This is a genomic window from Paenibacillus sp. EKM10P (assembly GCF_011800655.1).
Taxonomy (GTDB): domain Bacteria; phylum Bacillota; class Bacilli; order Paenibacillales; family Paenibacillaceae; genus Paenibacillus; species Paenibacillus polymyxa.
The window spans coordinates 1-25594 of record NZ_JAALET010000016.1 but is presented as its reverse complement, the minus strand read 5'-3'; the positions used below and the strand labels follow the sequence as shown (position 1 = coordinate 25594).

Below are 25594 nucleotides of genomic sequence, written 5' to 3'. Positions count from 1 at the left end.
GGATATTCACATCACGGAAATAGGAGTGAATGAGATGAATAACATGCAGTTATTTGATTTAACGAATGCGCAAAAGCGTATATGGTATACCGAATTACTCTATCCAGATACATCCGTGTCACAGCTATCCGGTACAGCCAAGATGAAGGGTCACATCAATATCGCTGCCTTCATGCAGTCCATCAATTTGATTATCAAACAGTATGATGCGTTCCGCATTCGTATTACTTCAGTGGATGGAGTGCCCCAGCAGTATGTCGTTCCTTATGAAGAAAGACAGTTGGAGTGCTTGGATCTTACTCATATCGATAGTATTTCCGAGGTGGAAGCCTTACTTGAGCAGCACAAAAGCAAACCTTTGCCATTGCTGGACTCTGAACTCTTCCAGTTTTTGATTGTGAAGATTAGTGAGGAAGAGTATTGGATTAATATCAAAATGCATCATATTATTTCTGACGGGATCTCTATGGTGGTTTATGGAAATCAACTGACAGCCTTTTATATGGATTTAATTCAAGGAAATGAACCTAAGCTGAGCGATGATTGCTCTTATATTGAATATATTGCAGATGAGAACGCATATGAGCTTTCTGACAGGTACCAAAAGGATAAGGCATACTGGCTGGATAAATTCTCCGATTTGCCTGAACTCACAGGCTGGAAGTCATATAACCCGTTATCGCTAAGTACCCAAGCTGTTCGAGAACATTTTACTGTGCCGGAGACGCTATATAACGAGCTACAGGCATTTTGCCAACAAAACAGGATTTCTCTGTTCCAATTCTTCATGGGTGCGATGTATATCTACATACACAAAGTGACGAATCAGCCAGATGTGGTGATCGGTACCTCGTTCGCTAACCGGGGGAACAAGAAAGAGAAGCAAAAGATCGGTATGTTTGTCAGCACGGCTGCCGCCAGAACATACGTTGACAAGGATGTAGAGGTGTTAAGCTTCCTGCAGGAAGTAGCCAGGGACCAAATGTCAGTCTTGCGGCATCAGAAATATCCATACAATCAGTTAATTCAGGATCTTAGAGAAATGCACGGCAACAAGGATATTCAGCGGCTTTTTGGTGTTTCCATGGAATACCGCCTTATCAACTGGGTTGACTTGGATGACGTGCGCATTTTGACGGATTATGATTTTTGCGGCGATGAAGTGAATGATTTCGTGCTTCATATCGTGGAAATCTTGGATGAAGGCGAGCTTGTACTGGATATCGATTATCGGACAGAGCTGTTCGAACGCAGTGAAGTAACGGACATGGTGTCCCAGCTGCTTACGATCGCCGAGCAGATCATTCATACACCGCAGCTTTCCATTGCAGAAGTAAATCTATTGGGAGAAGCAGAAGAGCAATCCATTCTGGCTCTTTCGGAAGGCGATGTAGTGGATTACCCGCGTGATAAGACCATTCATGGCTTATTCGAGGAACAAGCTGAGCGCACGCCGGACCACGTAGCTGTTCAGATGGGCGAGCAGAGCATTACATACCTAGCTCTAAATGAGCAGGCTAACCAGCTTGCGAGATATTTGCGCACCGAAGGCGTTGGTGCAGATGTACTCGTGGGGATTATGGCGGATCGTTCCCTAGATATGGTCGTCGGCATGTTGGCGGTTTTGAAGGCAGGAGGGGCCTATGTGCCAATTGATCCTGAATATCCTGAAGAACGCATTCGTTACATGCTAGAGGATTCAGGAGTCCGTCTATTGCTCACCCAAAGCCATCTATGGGAGAGTACCACTTTTGACGGAAAGCTTGTGAGTTTGGACGAAGCGGCAACGTATACAGGAGATGCTTCTAATCTGGAGAGCATTTCGGGACCGAACCATTTGGCCTATGTTATCTACACATCGGGTACAACTGGCAAGCCAAAAGGAACGCTGATCGAGCACAAAAATGTAGTTCGTCTGCTCTTTAACGATGACAATTTATTTGATTTCAATTCCCAGGATACATGGACGCTGTTCCATTCGTTCTGCTTCGATTTCTCTGTTTGGGAGATGTATGGGGCGCTTCTTTACGGAGGAAAACTGGTAATTGTCCCATCCCTTACAGCCAAGAGTCCGGCAGCTTTCTTAGAGCTGTTGAAGGACAATCGAGTCACCATTTTAAACCAAACGCCGACATATTTTTATCAGGTGATACAGGAAGAATTGGCACAATCGTCCACAGAACTTAGCCTTAGAAAAATTATTTTTGGCGGAGAGGCTTTGAGCCCATCTCTTCTGAAAAACTGGCGGGCAAAGTATCCTGATGTGCAGCTGATTAATATGTACGGAATTACGGAAACGACGGTTCATGTCACTTACAAGGAAATCACAGAACATGAGATAGAAGCAGGCAAAAGCAATATTGGTAGAACCATTCCAACGCTTAGCGCTTATATTTTTGATGAGCACAGACGCTTGCAGCCTGTCGGGGTTCCGGGAGAGCTATACATTGCGGGGGATGGTCTTGCCCGTGGGTATTTGAACCGGCCAGATTTGACGGCTGAGAAATTTGTAGAACATCCGTATCGAGCGGGAGAGCGCCTGTACCGAACGGGGGACCTGGCTCGCTGGTTGCCTGACGGCAATATTGAATATTTGGGCCGGATCGATCATCAGGTCAAAATTCGCGGCTACCGAATTGAGCTGGGCGAGGTCGAAGCCCAAATTCTCAAAGCTCCGGGCGTACGGGAAACGATTGTCCTCGCCCGGGACGACGAACAGGGACAAAAATTGCTGTGCGCCTACTATGTAGCCTCCAGCGATCTTTCGCCAGGGGAATTGCGGTCTCAGCTGGCAACGGAATTACCAGCTTACATGATTCCCTCTTATTTTGTTCGGTTGGAGCAAATGCCGCTTACACCTAATGGCAAGCTGGATCGCCGCGCGTTGCCGGCTCCTGAGGGTAGCGTACAATCCGGCGAGGATTATCTGGCTCCAAGAACTGCAGTGGAAGCACAACTGGTGCTTATTTGGCAGGATATCCTGGGAGCTGCCCGCGTTGGCGTCCACGATAATTTCTTTGAGATCGGTGGTCACTCTTTGCGGGCAACATTGCTCGTTACGCGGATTCGCAAAGAGCTGGGATGCAGCATTTCGCTGCGTGAAGTATTCCAGTCGCCTACAGTTGAATCCTTGGCACGATTGGTGAAAGAACGCATTCCAACCGTGTACGAGTCTATTCCACAGGCTGAGAAAAGCGAAGCATACCCAGTGTCCTCAGCGCAAAAGCGGTTATACGTGCTGAGACAGATGGACGGGGGAGAGCTCAGCTACAATATGCCGGGGGCCTTCACCGTGGACGGACCGTTGGATCGCGTACGGCTGGAGTCTGCGTTCAAAGCACTGATCCAGCGTCATGAATCGCTGAGAACCGGCTTTTATATGCAGGATGGAGAGCTTGTTCAGCGTGTGCATAAGAATGTTCCGTTTGCGTTGGACTACACAGAGGCGTCGGTGGAGGAAACGGATACGCTCATTCACAGCTTTACCCGTGCCTTTGATCTGAGTCAGGCTCCATTATTGCGTGTTGGCTTAGTGAAGCTGCAGGAGGAGCGTCATCTGTTGCTGTTTGATATGCATCATATCATTTCAGATGGTGTTTCCATTCAAATACTGGTGGAGGAACTCACGCAATTGTATCAAGGAGAACACCTACCAGAACTGCATATTCAATATAAGGATTATGCGGTATGGCAACGGGAACAGTCTGAGAGAGAGTGGCAAGACCTTGAAGCGTATTGGCTGCAAGCCTTTGAAGGAGAGTTGCCGGTATTGGAGTTGCCTACCGACTTCCAGCGCCTTTCGGTTCGGAGTTTCGAGGGAAGCCGAATTGATTTTACATTGGACGAGTCTGGCAATAAGGCGATACAAGAGCTTGCATCCCGTACAGGTACTACACTGTATATGGTATTGCTGGCCGCTTATTCGGTGCTGCTGCACAAATATACAGGGCAGAAGGACATCGTCGTAGGTTCTCCAGTAGCCGGCAGACCACAAGCGGAGCTTGAGGGCATCATTGGTATGTTTGTCAATACACTGGCTTTGCGCAGCTACCCGGCAGGAGAAAAAACCTTTCAGGATTATCTTCTGGAAGTCAAGGAAACAGCACTCAAGGCGTTCGAGCATCAGGATTACCCTTTTGAAAAATTGGTCGAAAAACTGGGCGTAGGACGTGATGTCAGCCGCAATCCGCTCTTTGACACCCTGTTGGTATTACAAAATACGGAGCAGGAAGAGCAAGACATGGATGGCGTGCACTTTACTCCTTACCCGATGGACACAGTTACAGCCAAATTTGACCTGTCCCTCAATGTAGAGGAGAAGGGCGCTGAACTAGCCTTTGGCCTCGAATATAGTACAGCTTTGTATCGGCGGGAAACTGTAGAGCGACTTGCAACCCACTTGCTCCGGGTTCTGCATGCAGTCGCGGCCAATCCTCAATTGCAACTGGCTGAGATTGAAATGATCACACCGGAGGAGAAAGTACAGATCATTGAAGTATTCAACGCGACAGCTACTCCTTATCCAAGGGATAAGACCATTCATGAATTGTTCGCGGAACAAGTCAAGCGTACACCAGAGCAGACGGCGTTGGTATTCGGCGATGCCCAGTTAACGTACCTCGAATTGGAAGACAAGGCGAGCCGATTGGCCCAAACACTGCGTCGTTTGGGGACGCTAAGGGAGCAACCGGTGGCTATTATGGGCGGACGGAGTATCGAGATGGTGGTTGGTATGCTCGCCGTGCTTCAGGCTGGTGGAGCCTATGTGCCAATCGATCCTGATTACCCGGAAGATCGGGTTCGTTATATGCTCGAAGATTCCAATGCCAAGCTACTACTGGTACAAAAGGGCGAGCTTATAAATGTAGACTACGGTATACCGATTGTTGACCTCAGCAGTGAAGAGGCTTATGCGTCTGATCCTGTCCAAGCTGAGGAGACAGTTCAGGGACCACAGGGACTCGCTTATGTTATCTATACCTCGGGTACGACAGGTAGACCGAAGGGCGTTATGGTTGAACATCGGAACGTGGTCCGTCTGGTCAAAGAAACCAATTATGTGGAGCTGAACGAATCCACGCGAATTTTGCAGACAGGAGCCGTGGCCTTCGATGCCTCGACCTTTGAGATATGGGGAGCGTTGCTTAACGGCGGACAGCTTTATTTCGTAGAGAACGACGATATCCTGATTGCCGATCGGCTCAAAGCAGCTATTGCCAAATACGGAATTACGACCATGTGGCTTACTTCACCGCTTTTCAATCAGCTTTCACTGCAGGACGAGTACCTGTTCAGAGGACTGAAAGCATTGCTGGTAGGTGGTGACGTACTGTCCATATCTCATATAAACCGTGTCATTGAGGCTAATCCTGATCTTGTCCCTATCAATGGCTATGGTCCGACAGAGAATACGACCTTCTCCACCACCTACAAGATTCCGGGTCGTGTTGAAGGGGGCGTGCCGATTGGGCGCCCGATTAGTAACTCGACCGCTTATGTAGTCAATGGATCGCTGCAATTACAGCCCATTGGTGCTTGGGGCGAGCTGATTGTCGGCGGTGAAGGTGTAGCGCGCGGATACCTCAATCGTCCTGACCTCACAGCAGAAAAATTTGTCCCTAGTCCTGTTAAGGAAGGGGAACGCTGCTACCGAACTGGTGATTTGGTTCGCTGGCTTCCAGATGGGAACCTGGAGTTTAAGGGAAGAATTGATGAGCAGGTCAAAATACGCGGTTACCGTATCGAACTCCCCGAAATCGAGGCTCAATTAGCCAAGGTGGAGTCAGTAGTTGAAGCCGTAGTCGTCGTTCGCGCGGATGAGCTTGGAGAGAAGCAGCTTTGCGCTTATTATGTGGCAGATCGTACACTCACGGCAGGCGAAGTACGCCTTGCTCTATCGCAGGTACTTCCGGGCTATATGATGCCATCCTACTTTATCCAGATGGATCGTATGCCATTAACGTCAAACGGAAAAGTAGACCGCAGGTCTCTGCCAGCTCCGCAAGTAGGTGCGCATACGGGACGGAAGTATACAGCTCCTCGTACACCGGCTGAAGAAGCTTTGGCGTCTGTCTGGCAAGGGGTGCTGGGTGCCGAACAGGTGGGTATCCATGACAATTTCTTTGAATTGGGCGGAGATTCCATCAAGGCCATTCAGGTGTCGTCACGGTTGCTGCAGGCTGGCTATCGGTTAGAGATGAAGCAACTGTTCAAGTCCCCGACCATTGCCGAGCTAGGTGCAGAAATACAAACGGCTGTGCATATGGCTGAACAGGGAGTTGTGCGCGGAGCGGCTCGGTTGACTCCAGTCCAACTGTGGTTCTTTGGGCGGAAACAGGCAGAGCCTCATCACTTCAATCAAGCGGTCATGCTGTATCGTGAACAGGGATTTGAGGAAAAGGCCTTGCATCATGTGCTGAGAAAATTGGCTGAGCACCATGACGCCCTTCGCATGGTTTTTCGGCAGACCGAGCATGGCTACGAAGCTTGGAACCGTGATCTTGGAGAAGGAGAGCTGTATAGCCTGATCACTGCTGATTTACGGAGCGAATCTAATCCGGTTGCAGCCATTACAACGCTGTCGGACGACATCCAGCGCAGCATCAACCTGGCAGAAGGTCCACTGATGAAGTTAGGGCTTTTCCATTGTCAGGATGGAGACCACCTTCTGATCGTGATCCATCATTTAGTGGTGGACGGAGTATCCTGGCGGATTTTGTTCGAGGACTTCGCAGCAGGCTATGAACAGGTGATCCAAGGACAAGCACTGACCTTTCCGCAGAAAACGGATTCCTTCCGTGATTGGGGAGACGCTATTGCCCGTTATTCGGAAGGACCAGAAATCGAGGTGCATCGGGCGTATTGGAGCAAGCTTGGGGATCAGCCACTCGAGCAGTTGCCGAAGGATGAGGCTGTGGAAAGCCTTTTATTGCAGGATAGCGAAGTGGTGACAGCACAATGGACGGTAGAAGAAACCGATCAACTGCTGAGAAAAGCCCATCGTGCTTACCAAACGGAGACGAACGATCTGCTATTGACTGCTCTAGGCATGGCGGTATCCAAATGGTCTGGTATTGGTAAGATCGCTGTGAATCTTGAGGGGCACGGTCGTGAGCCGATTATACCGAATATCGATATTACCCGTACTGTTGGCTGGTTTACAAGCCAATACCCAGTCATTTTAGACTTGGGAAATGATCTTGAGTTGTCAGCCTTAATCAAATCAGTGAAAGAAGAGCTGCGCCGTATTCCGAATAAAGGTATCGGATATGGGTTGCTCAAAACGATGGCGAGTCAGGAGGACGCAGACAGTTTCAATTTGCAGCCTGAAATTTCTTTTAACTATCTGGGGCAGTTTGATCAGGATTTGCAAGGAAGCTCGTTGCAGGTTTCTCCTTATCCGACCGGAAGCGCGCAAAGCCTGTTGGGAGAGCCAGCCTATACGCTAGATATTAATGGCATGGTGACAGACGGAGCCTTGACTCTGACGATGAGTTATAACGGAAAACAGTATAAGTCATCTACAATGAAACAGCTCGCTGGATACATTGAAGAAAGCCTACGGCAGCTTCTTCAGCATTGTGTAACCCAGGAAAGAACTGTATTGACACCAAGCGATGTACTTGCCAAGGGGCTGAGCATTGCTGATCTGGAGGAGCTTTCGAAGCAGACCAGCCACATAGGTGATATTGAGAATGTATACAGCCTGACGCCGATGCAGAAGGGCATGCTGTTTCATGATATGTTCGAGCCGCATACAGGTGCTTATTTTGAGCAGGCCGCCTTTGACTTTAAGGGTAGTTTTGATCCGACCGCTTTCGGACACAGTCTGGATGCAGTGGTGGAGCGTCATGCCATTCTGCGCACGAACTTCTACAGTGGTTGGGGCAGTGAGCCTTTACAAGTCGTATTTCGGCACAGAGGTGCCAAACTGGTGTATGAAGACCTGCGTGAGATGAATGCACCGCAGCGTGAAGCTTACCTAAAGACATTTGCCGCTGAGGACAAAGCACAGGGCTTCAACCTGGCTGAAGATGAGCTTCTCCGTGTATCGATTTTGCAAACAGATGAAGAGAGCTTCCGTCTCTTGTGGAGCTTCCACCACATCGTCATGGATGGATGGTGTGTTCCATTAATTACACAGGAGGTGTTTGAACACTATTTTGCCCTCCTGGAAGGAAGAGAGCCTCAGCTGGCAGAGGTCCAGCCGTATAGCCGATATATTGAATGGCTGGAACAGCAGGATGAAGCAGCTGCGGCCGACTATTGGAGCCGATATCTGGCCGGTTATGAGCAACAGACGCTTTTACCTCAAGTCGGTGGAGCAGTCAAAGGAGAAGGCTATGTAGCAGAAAAGCTGAACTATCCTGTCAGCAGGGAATTGACTGAACGTCTGGAAAAGGTGGCCAGAGATGCTCATGTCACGATGAATATATTGCTGCAGTCCATCTGGGGCGTTGCGCTTCAACGCTATAACGGTAGTCGGGATGTTGTATACGGAAGTGTGGTGTCAGGCAGACCGGCTGAAATTCCGGGAATTGACCGGATGATCGGTTTGTTCATTAATACAATTCCAGTTCGTGTGAAAACGGAAGAACATCTCCCCTTCACAGTCCTGATGAAGCAACAGCAGGAGCAATATATGGCTTCTCATATGTATGACACCTACCCGTTGTTTGAAATTCAGGCTCAGACGGACCAAAAGCAGGATCTAATCTCACATATTATGGTATTTGAGAATTATCCTGTGGAAGAGGAAGTAGAGCGTCTAGGAGATGGCGAGGCTGCCTTTGAGATTGAGGAAGCGGAGCTTCTTGAACAAACGAATTACGATTTTAACTTAATTGTTCTACCGGGCAAAGAGATGAGATTGTTGTTCCAATACAATGCGCTCGTCTATGATTCAGCCACGATTGAACAAATCAAGAGTCACTTGTTTCACCTCATGGAACAAATTGTGGAGAATCCTGCAATTTCCGTGGATGCTCTGGAATTGGTTACGCCGCAGGAGAGAGAACAGATTCTGAGCGTATGGGGAGAAACGGAAGCCAGCTCCAAACACCGTACCACGTTTCACGGGCTGTTGGAGGAACAGGCGGCTCGAACGCCGGACGCGACTGCCCTTCTGTTTGAGAACGAGATGCTGACCTATGCCGAGCTGAACGCAAAAGCCAATGGATTGGCGAGAAGACTGCGTGCTGAGGGAATCAAGACGGGAGACCTAGTGGGGCTGCTTGTTGAACGGTCAACGGATATGATCGTTGGGATGTACGGCATTATGAAAGCCGGGGGCGCCTACGTTCCAATGGATCCAGAGTATCCGAAAGAGCGAATCAACTACATGCTCGAAGATTCGGGGACGAAGATGATCCTTGCCCAAGCGCATCTTTTGGAGCATATAGACTGGATGGGAAATGTCCTGTTGCTGGAAGAACCGTCGACCTATGATGCCGATGAATCGAATTTGAAGGATACGGCCAACTCTGATGACCTGGCTTACGTGATCTATACTTCAGGCACGACGGGTCAGCCTAAGGGCGTGTTAGTGGAACACCGGGGACTACGCAATCTGTCGGACGTATACCGCGGACTCTTCGAAGTTACACCGCAGGATCGGATCGTTCAGTTTGCAAGTCTGTCGTTCGATGCATCGGTTTCCGAGATTATAACGGCACTGAGCCACGGGGCTACTCTATGCATTCCTTCTACGCAAGATATTTTAGATCATGCCCTGTTCGAGCAGTTCATGAACAGCAAGGCAATTACGATAGCGACTCTGCCACCAGCTTACATTATTCACCTTGAGCCGGAGCGCCTGCCAGCACTGCGATGCCTGCTAACCGCCGGATCGGCCACATCGGTCGAGTTGATCGAAAAATGGAGGAAGCATGTACAGTACTTCAATGGCTATGGCCCAACAGAGGATTCTGTATGCACCACAATGTGGACTGTCCCGGACAGTGAAGAAACGATGGAACGGGTGTCCATTGGACAACCCATTGCTAACCATCGTGTGTATATCTTGGATGACCATTTCAGAGTGCTGCCTGTCGGCGTAGCTGGAGAGCTATGCATTTCAGGTATCGGGTTAGCCCGGGGCTATCATAACCAGCCTGCGTTAATGGATGAGAAGTTCGTGGACAATCCGTTTACTCCAGGAGAGCGTATGTATCGGACGGGTGATTTGGTTCGTTGGTTACCAGATGGAACTATCGAGTACTTAGGTCGGATAGATCACCAAGTCAAAATTCGTGGCTATCGGATCGAGCTGGGCGAGGTCGAAGCACACATGCTCAGAGTGCCGTTCGTTCAGGAAGTCGTGGCCTTGGCTGTGGAAAGTGAGGATGGCTACAAAGATCTAGTCGCTTACTTTGTAGCTGCTCAGAAGCTTGAGGTATCGGAGCTCCGGGCAGTTCTGTCGGAGATGTTACCTGGATATATGATCCCTTCCCGCTTCGTACAACTGGAGGACATGCCTCTGACGTCGAACGGAAAAATAGATCGAAAAGCGCTGCAGGGTGAGCAAGGATGGGCAGTTGCTTCATCTGAGGCTCCACAGACACCTGTAGAAATTCAATTAGCCGAAATCTGGCAAGAGGTGCTGGGTGTAGAGAGCGCGGGAGTAAAGGATAATTTCTTCCATTTTGGAGGCCATTCACTGCGTGCAGCTCTGCTAGTCTCACGAATTCGTAAGGAGATGAACCGTGAGATTAGCCTAAGAGAAGTGTTCGAGTCGCCTACCATTGAAGGCTTGGCTCGTGCCATTGAGGGCTATACACCGCTGAATTTTGAAGAAATTCCTACAGCGGGAGCGCGAGAGCACTACCCATTGTCCTCAGCCCAAAAACGGCTGTTTATCCTTAGCCAGCTGGAAGGCGGAGAGCTGAGCTACAATATGCCAGGTATCCTTACGGTTGAGGGAGCCCTGAATCGGGAACGACTGGAGCAGGCATTCCGTCGTCTGATTCATCGTCATGGTTCACTGCGCACCCGTTTTGTGACTGTTAACGGTGAACCTGTACAGCAGATCCTACCGGATGTTCCGTTTACGGTGGAATATGCGGAGTTGAGCGAGACAGAGGCAGAAGCTGCCCTTCAGCAGTTTGTTCATCCTTTTGACCTTGGCGAAGCACCATTGCTGCGGGTAGGTCTCATTCGAATTGCACACGAGCGCCATTTACTGTTGTTCGATATGCATCATATTGTCTCGGATGGGGTTTCTATGAATATTCTCATAGAAGAGTTCCTTCACTTCTACCAAGAAGAGGACGTATTGCCTGCGTTGCAGATCCAGTACACAGACTATGCGGTATGGCAGCAAGAGCAGCTCGGAAGCGAGCGCCTCAAAGCCCAGGAAGCTTACTGGCTGGATGCATTCCGCGGAAGCTTGCCAGTGCTGGATTTGCCAGTAGATGAAGTTCGTCCTGCGGTACGAAGCTTTGCGGGAGATCGGATTGACTTCCAGATTGATGCTTCTCTGAGCGCTTCACTCCAGGAGCTGGCTACCCGAACAGGTTCTACGCTGTTCATGGTGCTGCTGGCAGCCTATACGACGCTCTTGCACAAGTACACGGGGCAGGAAGATGTCATTGTCGGTTCACCAGTGGCGGGAAGATCCCATGCCACACTCGAGGGCCTTATCGGTATGTTCGTAGGCACAGTGGCACTGCGTACTTATCCAGAGGGCGAAAAGTCCTTCGAGGCTTACTTGAAGGAAGTGAAGGAAACAGCACTGCGGGCCTATGAAAACCAGGATTATCCGTTCGAGGAGCTGGTAGAGAAGCTGGAGCTTCAGCGTGACCTGAGTCGTAACCCACTATTTGATACTATGTTTGTTCTGCAAAATATCGAGCAGGGAGAACAAGAAATAGAGGGATTACGTTTCACTCCTTACGATCAGGCCCATCCTGCTGCCAAGTTCGACCTCACGCTGACAGTGAGTGAAGCGGATGAGGCATTGAACTGCACGTTGGAATACGCGACTGCAATCTACAAGCGGGAGACCGCTGAGCGGATGGCAGGCCACTTTGTACAGCTTATTCAGGAAGCTATCGCCAATCCGGGATTGTCGTTGTCATCCCTTGATATCGTGACACCGCAGGAAAAGTCGATGCTGATGAAAGATGCGGACGAAGCCAAAGCAGATTATCCTCGTGACCAAACGATTCATGCACTGTTCGAGGAACAGGCTGTCCGTAATCCGGATGCAGTAGCGGTCGTATGTGAAGAGGCAACCTTGTCCTATAGCGAGCTGAATGAGCGGGCCAATGGACTTGCCAGAACGCTCCGCGAGCGTGGTCTGCAACCAGACGGTTTGGTTGGAATCATGGCGGATCGTTCCCTTGAAATGGTCGTTGGGATTTTGGCCATCTTGAAGGCAGGCGGGGCTTATGTCCCTGTCGACCCTGAATATCCAGAGGACCGCATTCGCTTTATGCTTGAGGATTCGGGAGCCAAGCTGCTGCTGACACAAGCGCATCTGGAGACACGTATCTCCTTCACCGGAGACATCGTTAATCTGGACGAGGCGGCTTCCTACAAGGAAGATGTCTCAAATCTGGAGCCTACGGCTGGACCGAATCATCTTGCCTACGTTATCTACACATCGGGTACGACAGGCAAGCCAAAGGGAACGCTGATCGAGCACAAAAATGTAGTCCGCTTGCTCTTTAATGATAAAAATATGTTTGATTTCGGTCCTCAGGATACGTGGACGCTGTTCCATTCATTCTGTTTCGACTTCTCCGTATGGGAGATGTACGGGGCATTGCTGAACGGAGGTCGTCTGGTCATCGTTCCATCGCTTACTGCGAAGAGCCCAGAGCGTTTCTTGCAGTTGCTTAAGGACCAGAAGGTTACCGTGTTGAACCAGACGCCAACATACTTCTATCAGTTACTACAAGAAGAACTTAGTCATCGCGCGGCAGAATTGAGTCTTCGCATGATTATCTTCGGCGGGGAGGCATTAAGCCCGGCCTTGCTCAAGGACTGGAGAGCGAAATATCCGCAAGTACAGCTCATCAACATGTATGGCATCACGGAAACGACCGTGCATGTAACGTATAAGGAAATTACAGAACTGGAAATTGAACAGGGCCGCAGCAATATCGGTATCCCGATTCCGACACTACGTGCGTACATTCTGGATGAACAACGCCGTCCACAACCGATTGGCATTCCGGGTGAACTCTATGTGGCGGGCGAAGGCCTGGCGCGTGGCTACCTGAACCGACCGGAATTGACGGCAGAGAAGTTTGTAGCTCATCCGTTTGAAGCGGGCGAGCGCATGTACCGCTCAGGTGACTTGGCACGCTGGTTGCCGGATGGCAGCATGGAGTATTTGGGACGGATTGACCATCAGGTTAAAATCCGGGGTTACCGTATCGAACTGGGAGAAGTGGAGGCGAAGTTGCTCCATGCTCCGTCTGTGAGGGAGGCCGTTGTGCTTGCCCGGGAGGATGGAAGTGGACAAAAAGTACTGGTGGGCTATTTCACTGCCGATCAGATGCTGACAGTAGGCGAATTGAGAAAAGCCTTGGCTGCTGAGCTGCCGGCTTATATGATTCCGTCTTACTTCATGCAATTGGAACAGATGCCGTTGACACCAAATGGTAAGTTGGATCGCAAAGCACTTCCAGCTCCTGAGACCAATGTGCAGACTGGAGCGGTTTATGAAGCGCCGAGGAACGTAGCTGAGGAAGCTTTGGCTTCTGTATGGCAAGGTGTGTTAGGAGCACAGCAGGTCGGCATCCATGATCACTTCTTCGATCTGGGTGGTGACTCCATCAAGGCGATTCAGGTGTCCTCTAGATTGTTCCAATTAGGATATAAATTAGAGATGAAGGATCTCTTCAAATATCCGACAATTGCTGAGCTAAGCCCGTATCTTCAAGTAGCCGGACGCACAGCAGAGCAGGGTGAAATCAAAGGTGCAGCGGAGTTAATGCCAATTCAGCGCTGGTTCTTTGAACGTCACACAGCGGAGCCACATCATTACAATCATGCTGTCATGCTCCATCGGAAAGACGGCTTTGATGAGGCTGCACTCCGGTTGACAATGGACCAAGTTGCGATTCATCATGACGCGCTACGTATGGTTTTCCGGTCTACAGAAGCTGGATATGCAGCTTGGAATCGGGGAATTGACGAAGGCGAACTCTACACATTGGACATCGTCGATATGAGACAGGTAGAAGACCAGGCAGCTGCTGTTCAAGCCCAGGCCGATGCCATCCAGGCAAGCTTCCACTTGGAAGACGGCCCTCTGTTCAAGCTAGGCTTGTTCCATTGTAATGATGGCGATCATTTGTTGATTGTCATTCATCACCTCTTGGTTGACGGCGTATCCTGGCGCATCCTGTTTGAAGACATTGCAACAGGATACGAGCAGGCGTTGAATGGACAAGCGATTGTTCTTCCGCAAAAGACCGATTCGTATCTTGTATGGTCCGAGCAAGCGGCGAAGTATGCAGCAGGCCCTGCCCTGGACGAGGAACGTTCATACTGGCAGCAGATTGAGGAGACGATGCTGGCTCCACTGCCAAAGGATGAGGATCAGGAACCGGGCCCCATTCGGGATACCGAGTCGGTTACGGTAACGTGGTCTGCTGAAGAAACAGACCTGCTGTTGCGACAAGCAAACCGGGCTTATCATACGGAGACGAATGATTTGCTCTTGACTGCGCTGGGAGCAGCTATTCAGCGCTGGACAGGCATGGAACAGATTTTGGTTAACCTTGAAGGGCATGGCCGGGAAATGATCGTACCAGATCTGGATATTACCCGTACCGTGGGCTGGTTCACCACCCAATACCCTGTTCTGCTGAACGTGCAAGGTGGGCAGGAAGTATCTGCCCAAATCAAGCGCATCAAGGAGAATTTGCGAGAGGTTCCGCACAAAGGCATCGGCTACGGTTTGCTGAAGTATATGGCACCGGAAAAAGGTACTCGATTCAGCGTAGAACCGGAAGTTTCCTTCAACTACCTTGGACAGTTTGATCAGGATTTGGAAGGCAATGCTCTTAGCTTGTCTACACATTCAGTCGGTAAGGCGCTCAGTGATCACACACCACAGCAATATGCTCTGGATGTGAATGGCATGATTGCCGAAGGCCAGCTATCACTGACGATTACGTACAGCAACAGGCAGTACCGTAAGGAGACGGTAAGTCATTTTGCTGAATTATTACAGTCAAGTCTTAGCGAGGTCATCTGGCATTGTGTGGCTCAGGAGCGTTCGCAGCTTACGCCGAGTGATGTTCTGTTCCAAGGACTGACCCTGGAGCAGCTTGATCGGCTCACAACCCAAACGGCCCATATTGGAGAGATTGAGGATGTGTACAAGCTAACGGCAATGCAGAAGGGCATGCTCTTCCACAGCTTGCTGGAGCCAGACTCCTCTTCATACTTTGAGCAGGCAACGTTTGAGCTACGTGGCAGCTTCGATGTAGATATCTTCTTCGAGAGCTTCCAGGCTTTGGCGCAACGACATGCCATATTGCGTACCGGCTTTTACAACAATATTGCTGATGTACCGCTACAAGTTGTCTTTAAGCAACGGCCAATCCCTCTGAACTACTTAGATTTGCGTGCCGCTACGTTGCAGGAGCAAGAAGCCCAAATTCAGGCTTACACTACTGAAGATATGGCTAAGGGATTCAGCTTGTCAGAAGATCCGCTGATGCGAGTGACTGTTTTGCAAAAGGAACAAAGCTGCCTTGTATTGTGGAGCTTCCATCATATTGTCATGGATGGCTGGTGCATCCCGATTATTACACAGGAGCTGTTCGATTATTATTCTGCCCTGCGTCAGCAAGTACAGCCTGTACTACCACCGGCTCAGCCCTACAGCCGTTATATAGAATGGCTTGATGCACAGGATGATCAAGAGTCTTCAACATATTGGAGCCAATATCTCGAAGACTATGACGGTAATACTGTATTGCCGGAAGCTAAAACGAAATCTCAAGCTAAAGTAGAGGGTTACGTTCTGAATGAGCATGTTCTCCATTTGGGCGCGTCCTTGACCCATAAAATGGATGTTGTCGCGAAGCGCAATCATGTGACCGTCAACACACTCATGCAGACAGCCTGGGGCCTGATTCTCCAACATTACAATGCCAGCTCGGATGTTGTTTTCGGTGGCGTTGTATCAGGTAGACCTGCTGAGATTGCAGGGATCGAGAATATGGTGGGTCTGTTTATTAATACAGTACCTATCCGCGTACAGTCATCCAAAGACGAGGCCTTTGTCGAGGTGATGAAACGTACACAGGCACATTCGTTGGCTGGTCGTGCCTACGACACCTATCCGCTGTATGAGATTCAGGGGAAAACAAGCCAAAAGCAAGACCTGATTTCTCATATTATGATCTTTGAAAATTATCCGCTCGACGAACAGGTAGAACAGTCGGGTAATCACACAGAGGACAATCTCGAAGTCGCCAACTTCGCCATGTTTGAGCAAACCAACTATGACTTTAACCTCGTTGTCATTCCAGGCGAGGACATTAAGGTCTGCATTCGCTACAATGCTTCGGTCTACGAGCAAGAAAGCATTGCGCGAATCGGAGGACATTTGTTGCAAATGCTCGATCAGGTAGCTACTCGTCCGCAAGCGACGATACAGGAGCTGGAGATTGTAACACCGGAGGAACGGACGAAGCTGCTTGACTGGGGTGGCAAGGCTCATGCCTATCCAAGTGATCAGGGTCTGCATACCTTGTTTGAGGAACAGGTTGTCCGTACGCCAGATAAGATTGCAGCAGTAAGCGGCGATATCCAGATCACGTATCGGGAGTTGAACGAGCGGGCGAACAGACTGGCTTCGACCTTGATAGACCAGGGACTGCGGAGTGAACAAGTAGTGGGTCTGTTAGCGGATCGGTCAGTGGAACTGCTTGTTGCCATCATGGGTGTACTCAAAGCGGGCGGAGCCTATGTACCGATTGATCCTGAATATCCGCAGGAACGGATTCAGTATATTCTGAAGGACTCCGGCGCTGAGATTCTGCTCACACAGAGCCACCTGACGAAGCTGGCCTCCTTTGAGGGAATGGTTATGGAATTGGATTCTCCGCACATCTACGGAACCGGAGTGGATAATCCTAATATTCCTGTAAGAGGAAACGACCTAGTGTATTTAATCTATACCTCAGGTACAACAGGGAATCCGAAGGGAACCATGATTAACCATAAAGGGATCGTGAACTACATCTGGTGGGCCAATAAGGTCTATTGTGCAGGGCAACCAACGGACTTCCCGCTGTACTCATCCATTTCGTTTGACTTGACGATGACATCAATGTTTACTCCGTTAATAAACGGAGGAATAGTACGGATTTATGATGGTATAGATAAGGCAGAGGTCGTTCAGCATATTTTGCGCGAAAATGCGGTCGATATTCTCAAGCTGACGCCGACGCATCTCAGTCTCATAAAAGACATGACCATTCCAGCGGAGAGTCGTATTCAGCAGCTTATTGTGGGTGGAGAGAATCTGACCACGCATTTGTCCAAAACGATTACCGATCTCTTTGGCGGCAACATCAAAATTTACAATGAATACGGCCCAACCGAAACCGTCGTTGGCTGCATGATTCACCTGTACGATCCTGCGAAGGATACACGGGAATCTGTACCGATTGGATTGCCGTCCGACAACATATACATTCATATCCTGGATGAACAGCTTCGTCTTGTACCGTTAGGTGTGGAGGGCGAAATGTACATCGCCGGGGACGGAGTAGCCCGTGGATACCTGAATCGTCCGGATCTTACCGCAGAAAAATTCATTAGGGATCCGTTCGCTGCGGAAGGAAATATGTATCGGACCGGAGACTTGGCTCGTCGCCTTCCTAATGGAGACATTGAGTACATTGGGCGTATTGACCATCAAGTTAAAATACGGGGCTATCGTATTGAGCTTGGTGAGATTGAGGCCAAGTTGCTGGATATGCCACTTGTGGAGGAAGCTCTCGTTGTTGCGTGGGCAGACGCCAATGGACAGAAGTCTCTATGTGCTTACTTTGTAGCTGATCGGGAAATGTCTGTCAGCGAGCTGAGAAATGAACTGTCTGCCGAACTGCCTGCATATATGATTCCGTCTTACTTTGTCCAAATGGACGTAATGCCTTTGACACCAAATGGCAAGCTGGATCGTAAGGCACTGCCTGAACCAAACTTGGGTGTGAAAGCAGGAGCCGCCTTTGCTGCTCCGCGGACGGATGTGGAGAATATTTTGGCTTCGATTTGGCAAGGTGTGCTCGGCGTACCGCTTGTTGGCATACATGATAATTTCTTTGAACTTGGAGGCGACTCGATCAAATCGATTCAGGTTTCATCAAGACTTCTCCACGCAGGCTACAAACTGGAAATGAAGAATTTATTCAGCTATCCAACAATTGCGGAACTGGCTCAGCGTGTTAGCGCAGTCAGCCGAATTGCAGATCAGGGCGAGGTACACGGAACGGTAAAACTGGGACCTGCCCAGCGCAGATTTTTCGAAGAGCAGTCAAAGGATCTACATCACTTTAATCAGTCGGTCCTGCTGTACCGACGCGAAGGCTTTAATACCGATGCGCTCGCCAAGGTTATTCAAAAAATTGCAGAACACCATGATGCGCTGCGACTGGTATTCCGCCAAGGAGAGCACGGAATAGAAGCGTGGAACCGCAGTTTGGGCGAAGGTGAGCTGTATAGCCTCCAAATCCACGATTTGCAGGATGAAAAAGACCCGGCTTTGGCAATAGAAGCTGGTGCAGAAGCCATTCAGCGCAGCATCTCTCTGGAGGATGGGCCACTCTTTAGACTAGGTCTGTTCCGTTGTGCGGAAGGCGAACATTTGTTGATCGTTATTCATCATTTAGCTGTGGATGGCGTATCCTGGCGCATTCTCTTTGAGGACTTGCAGGAAGGCTACGAACAAGCAGCACGTGGACAAGCGGTCAAGCTCCCACAAAAGACTGATTCGTACCGTGCATGGGTTGATGGGATCACGCAATACGCCAACAGCCCGGCGGCTGAACAAGAACGCAGCTTTTGGGCAGAGGTGGAAGGAGAGGGATTTGCCCTTCTTCCAAAAGACAAGGTAGACGGCGCTCTTCTCATAAAAGACACCGAGGCTGTTACGGTAACATGGTCGCCAGAAGAGACAGAGCAGTTCCTGAAAGAGGCGAATCGCGCTTACAATACGGAAGTTAACGATCTGCTCTTGACGGCCCTAGGTATGGCTGTTCACGAGTGGACAGGGATCGAACGTGTAGGCATCGTGCTGGAAGGACATGGACGGGAGCCTGTTGTACCGGAATTAGATATCACTCGCACAATAGGCTGGTTTACAAGTCAGTATCCTGTCGCCCTTGAGATGGGAGGCGAAATGGAGATCGGCGCCAGAATCAAGCGTATTAAGGAAGGCCTGCGTCGTATCCCGAACAAAGGTGTAGGATATGGTATTTTGAAATATTTGAGTGACGTATCCACTGGCTCCTCCTTCTCGGCAGAACCGGAGATTACCTTCAACTACCTGGGGCAGTTTGACCAGGATCTTGCAGAAGGAACGATGGAGGTGTCCCCTTACTCGGCAGGGTCTGAGGTCAGTGAGGAGATGGTGCAGCATCAGGCCTTGAATATTAATGGACTGATTACCGAAGGACAGCTTCAGCTTTCGGTCAGCTATAACCATCAACAGTTCCATATGGATTCGGTAGAAAAGTTTGCCTGTATCTTGAAGGAACGTCTCAGTGAAGTCATTGGACACTGTGCAGGCAAGGATAGAACCGAGCTTACACCAAGCGATGTACTCCTCAACGATATCAGCTTGGAGGAAATCGAGGAGCTGGAAGAGCAGACACGGCACATCGGTAGCATTGAAAATGTGTATAAACTGACACCGATGCAAAAGGGAATGCTGTTCCACAGCTTGCTGGAGCCTCATTCAGAGGTCTACTTTGAGCAGGCCACATTTGAAATTCAGGGAGTATTCTATCCTGAGGATTTCAAACGCAGCTTACAGCATCTGATGAAACGGCATGCCATACTGAGAACGAATTTCCATGCTGGATGGGGCGACTTCCCTATACAGATTGTGTTCAAAGAAAGAGCATGCGATTTTGTATACGAGGAATTGCATGAGCTGGAACCGGGCGAAATGGAAACGCGTCTTGCAGCTTATATGGACCAGGACAAAGCGAGAGGTTTTGATCTTGCGAATGAAGCCTTGCTGCGTGTTGCTATTCTACGTACTGCAAAAGAGCATTACCATCTGTTGTGGAGCTCTCATCACATCATTTTGGATGGCTGGTGTATGCCTCTTGTGCTCCAGGAAGTGTTTGAAACGTACGGAGCTCTGCGTGAGCAAAGGGAGCCTGAACTTCCTGTAGCAGCATCGTACAGCCAGTACATTCAATGGTTAGAGAAACAAGGCGAGGAAGAGGCATCCTCCTACTGGAGAGGGTATCTGGAAGGCTACGAGCAGCAGACGAAGCTGCCACAGGCCATCACACAGCCATCGGCAAAAGCAGAAGCCTACGTGTCGGAGAAGCTGGTATTCACGTTGGATGCGGATTTGACTGAGCGCTTGGAACAAGTGGCCAAACAGCATCAAGTGACGATGAACACGCTGATGCAAGCTGCTTGGGGAATCGTATTGCAACGCTACAATAGAAGCCAGGATGTCGTCTTCGGAAGTGTGGTTTCGGGGAGACCTGCCGAGATTCCAGGCATCGAGAGCATGATCGGTCTCTTCATTAATACAGTTCCAGTTCGGGTTCAGGCCGAGGGATGCGAATCGTTCTCGCATGTAATGAAAAGACAGCAGGAATTATATTTGGCAGGACATGCTTATGATTCCTATCCGCTCTATGAGATTCAGGCACAGAGCGAACAAAAGCAAGATTTGATTTCCCATATCATGGTATTTGAGAATTACCCGGTAGAAGAGCATCTGGAAGAGAAAATTGCCAATGATGAGGCTGAATACAAAATTACGGATGTTCAGATGTTTGAACAGACAAATTATGATTTTAACCTCATTGTGCTGCCAGGACGTAGTCTGGAGTTCTTGTATCGTTATAATGCCCGTGTCTATGACCGGGAGAGCGTGGAACGGATTCAAGGGCACTTGACGAAAATTCTGACAAGCGTATCTGTACAACCTGCTATCCGTATTGATGAGCTGGAGCTGATAACGCCAGAAGAGAAATCACAAATTATAGAGGTATGGGGAGACACAGCAGCTCCTTATCCGCGTGAGAAGACCCTTCACGGCATATTTGAGGAAAAAGCTGCACTCACACCGGATCATACAGCACTTATTTTCGGCGAAACGGAGCTTACCTACGGAGAACTTCATCAGCAGGCCAACCGCCTCGCACGTACGCTGCGTGCGCAAGGGGTCAGACCAGATCAGCCAGTCGGCATCATGGTCGAGCGTTCGCTTGAGATGATCATAGGTATCCATGCCATTCTAAAAGCGGGCGGCGCTTATGTTCCGATTGATCCGGAATTCCCTGAGGATCGTATTCACCACATGCTGGAGGATTCGGGAGCGAAGCTTCTGCTGACGAAGAGCCATCTCAAGGATCGTTTCCCATTCACTGGCACGATCCTGGCACTGGATGATCCGCAGGCGTATCATGCGGATGACTCCAATCTGGAGCCAATTGCAGGACCAGAGCATCTGGCGTATATCATTTACACGTCAGGTTCAACCGGCAAGCCGAAAGGTGTAATGATTGAACATCGCTCCGCCGTCCATACATTGAGCCAGTTGGAAGCTGAATATCCGATGTTGGCAGGTGACCGATTCCTGCTCAAAACGACATTCACCTTTGACTTCTCCGTGCCAGAGCTATTCTGCTGGTTCTTTGGACAGGGAACGCTTGTGATCCTGCCGCAGGGCGTGGACAAAGATCCGGTCGCACTGCTGGAGGCTGTGGATGCGAACCGAATCACGCATCTTAATTTGGTACCTTCGATGCTCAGCGTGCTCGTTCAATATTTGAAAGAAAGCAGTACCCAAGGATTCCTTACTCTGAAATATCTGTTTGCCTGCGGTGAGACGCTGCCTGCCAAACTTGTGGAAGAGTACTATAAAGTATCACCTTATGCCGTACTGGAGAACATCTACGGTCCTACGGAGGCGGCTGTATATGCGACTCGATATACTACGAGTCGTGAGACTGCGACTCTAACGCATGTGCCTATCGGCAAACCGTACGCTAACGTCCAAGTATGGATGATGGATAGCGCTTCTCAGGTATCACCAGTAGGTGTGCCGGGGGAACTCTGCATTGCAGGTGAAGGGGTAGCGAGAGGGTACTTCAATCAGCCGGAACTGACAGCAGAGAAGTTCATTCCTCATCCGTACAAGTCGGGTGAACGGATTTACCGAACGGGCGATTTGGCTCGGTGGTTGCCTGACGGGAATATTGAGTACTTGGGACGGATTGATCACCAGGTAAAAATCCGCGGTTACCGCATTGAGCTGGGAGAAGTGGAAGCACAAATTCTGAAGGTACCATCGGTGCAGGAAGCGGTTGTTCTAGCACTGGCTGACTCCAGCGGAAGTACTCAGCTTTGCGCATACTTTGTGGCCGAGGAAGGGCTCGCAGCCGGCGTTCTACGCGAGGCACTGGGCAGCGAGCTGCCAAGCTATATGATTCCGTCTGCTTTCGTGCAGTTGGGGCAAATGCCGCTGAATCCGAATGGCAAATTGGATCGCAAAGCGCTACCGGCACCGGAAACACTTCTGCGGAGCACAGCCGAGTATATCGCGCCGCGTACGCAGACAGAAGTAGAGCTTGCTAAGATTTGGTCCGAGGTGCTCGGCGTACAGGAAATCGGGATCAGGGATCAATTCTTCGAACTTGGCGGTCATTCCCTGAAAGTGTTGGGCTTGATCCAAAGGATCTCGTCCAGTATGGGTGTTCATCTCCCACTTCAAGCCGTATTTAATCTGCCGACTGTGGAAGAGATGGCACATGAAATTTTCAAGCTGCAGGCAACAACTGCTGCCGATGAACAAGAAATGGAAATTATCCACTTCCCAGGGAAAGGAACGCTTAAAGTATTTTGCTTCCCTCCTCGGGTAGGTCACTCTCTGGGGTACTATGAGATGGCCAAGGAGCTGGATGGGCTTTGCGAGGTGTACGGGATGGAATTTATCGGCGACCGTTTCCAGGGTCAAGATATGTTGGATCGATACATCAATGCCATCGTAGATATTCAAGCAGAGGGTCCATATATATTCTTGGGATACTCACTTGGAGGAAATCTTGCCTTTGAGGTAGCTAAAGCCATGGAAAGCCGAGGTTACCATGTTGGGGACATTATTATGGTAGATGCTATGAGAAAGATGTCCAAGGATGAATCGACACCTGAGGAGCTTGAAGAGATTGTCGAGACGGTGCTGGACAGCATTAGGGAGCAGTACAAAGCATTCCTGGCCGATCCAGCCGACAGGGAGCGAGTCATGGACAAAATGTTGGTTTACTCCAGCTACCGCGATGAGCTTATTAACGCAGGTGAAGTTCATGCGAATATCCATGCTATGATTGCAGAGGATGATAGTGTTGGTCCGGATACATCATTAGATAAATTGTTATGGCAACAGGCAACACTTGGCCAATACAAAGAATACGGGGTCATTGGAACGCACGATGTGCTGCTTGATTCCGGTTTTGTTGGGGAGAATGCTAAAGTACTGAGACAGATACTTGGTAAAATTGCAGAAGTCTCAACTAAAAACAAGCCTATTTTGTCCTAATATCAATCAACCAGAATAGTAGTGGGCAACAAAGACGCCCGGGTTCCTTTATAAAGGAGGGACCCGGGCGTCCTTTTTATTTTATGAAATCCGCAACATGCAGAGAGTAGTGCCCTTAATGATCAGTGTTTGTTTTAGCAATGGTTGACCGAGAATAATGGATATTGGAGATGAGATCACGGATGACTTGAATGACGAGCTCAGGTTGATCATGGATAATCATATGTTCGCTCTTTTTGGCGACAATAAGCTTGCTGTTGTTAGAGATGTGGAGCATCTCGCGCTGCCCGATTTGCCAGCTTTGTTCGATCTGATCATTTCCACGCTTACTTATACCGAACTGAGTCAAATTTTGCTGAATGCCTCGGGCAATTACGCGTACAGGGAGGTTGCCCAAATGCTGACCGCGTATGGCATCTTCGGTAGTGCTCGCCAGATCACCCTCCTCGGCAACAGAGCGAAAGTACTTGGGGGAAGCAACAATGTTCACGAAAGATTTTCTATCTCGATACTCCACCCGACCGTTTAGCATTAAGTTGGGGAACAGACGAAAAGCCCCCGATCTTTCTAGGAGAATGGATATGAGCGGCGAGGGATTAACCTTAGGCCGTTCTTTGGCATAGATCTTATTTGTCCGGCGGGCATCATTCTCAGGCCTAGCATCCACCAGAACCAATCCTGCGACTTCGTCTCTGTACGTCTGTGCATAGAGTCTTGAGTACATCCCCCCGAGGGAATGGCCTACAAGGATATATGGAGCTTGGATGTCTGCATTTTTTAGAGCGGTATGAAGCTCCCGAACGATGTTTTCGCCGGTACGTGGAGTATTTGCCTCTTCGCTCCATGCATAGCCTGCCCGATCATAGGATACAACGGTGGCAAAGGATGATAGCTTCTCGGGAATATCTCTCCAAGAAAGGCTACTTTCCCCACTCCCTGATTCAAGCACTATCGTTGGAGAGCCGGCACCCATTTTATGAATATGGAGACGATAACCTCCAGCGTCGACCATTCTCCCCAGAGGAGGATGTTGCGACTTATCATGTTTGGATGCAATCCACTCATACACAAATCCAGAGATAACAACAAGCAGTAAGCAAGAGATAACCCAAAACACAACTTTCGTCCAGGTCAGCCTTCGTTGTTTCATATAACATCTACTCCTCTATAAGGTCATTATTCAATTCACAACATCTATTTCATATGAGATAAAATTGCTTTGGTGTGGTTGGTTCATGATGAACTTTCATGTAAACATTAAGTTGGAGTTCCGTAGTATCTACCTTTTCACTATTAAAGGCTGGGGGGAATGGAGCGGGCGTTCCTTATCATTTATACCCATCCTTTGTTTGTCAAATCATCAATATTAAAGAAAAAATGAATATACAATCTAGGAACCATTTGAACAAAAGCCTAGGGACCAGCTATAAACATATAGGTGTGAAAACAATTTAATAAAAAAGCTTGCATTTAAAAATCCAGAATGATATACTATAATTCCGGCCAAGAAGACATAGTGGTTGCGAGCGAGAGGTACAAAAAAATGTTTTTAAAAAATGCTTGCAAAGTTGGTTCGGAAGTGATATGATATAAGAGTTGATGAGGCGATGAGTTGATTCAACAAAAGAAATGTTTGATCTTTGAAAACTGAACAACGAGTGAGTAAATTGATTTTGTTCGCAAAATCAAACAAAGAGATATTTTATATCGTCAGTTTCAAAATGAGCTAATCGCTCTTTCTATAACCAACTTTGGTTGGTCTTTAATGGAGAGTTTGATCCTGGCTCAGGACGAACGCTGGCGGCGTGCCTAATACATGCAAGTCGAGCG

Annotated in this window: 2 protein-coding genes and 1 rRNA gene; 2 read left to right on the top strand and 1 reads right to left on the bottom strand. The window is 49.2% G+C overall.

Going from position 1 to position 25594, the window contains the following annotated elements; translation table 11 throughout:
- Positions 1-25: 25 nt before the first annotated feature.
- A complete protein-coding gene (locus tag HFE01_RS23595; protein ID WP_397364907.1) occupies positions 26-23764 on the top strand; it encodes a non-ribosomal peptide synthase/polyketide synthase in 23739 nt (7912 codons plus the stop codon).
- Between the two features lie 115 nt (positions 23765-23879).
- On the opposite strand, the gene HFE01_RS23590 is transcribed toward HFE01_RS23595, so the two are convergent.
- Positions 23880-24914 carry an alpha/beta hydrolase gene (locus tag HFE01_RS23590; protein WP_016818884.1) on the bottom strand — a complete coding sequence of 345 codons (1035 nt, stop codon included), beginning with the start codon at positions 24912-24914 and terminating at the stop codon, positions 23880-23882.
- A 612-nt stretch (positions 24915-25526) separates the two neighbouring features.
- On the opposite strand from HFE01_RS23590, the gene HFE01_RS23585 reads away from it, so the two are divergent.
- Positions 25527-25594: ribosomal RNA gene (locus tag HFE01_RS23585) — 16S ribosomal RNA — on the top strand; the annotation flags it as partial.

Excerpts from the sequence above, each read along its gene's own strand:
- HFE01_RS23590 (WP_016818884.1), bottom strand. The coding sequence starts at position 24,914 with ATGAAACAACGAAGGCTGACCTGGACGAAAGTTGTGTTTTGGGTTATC.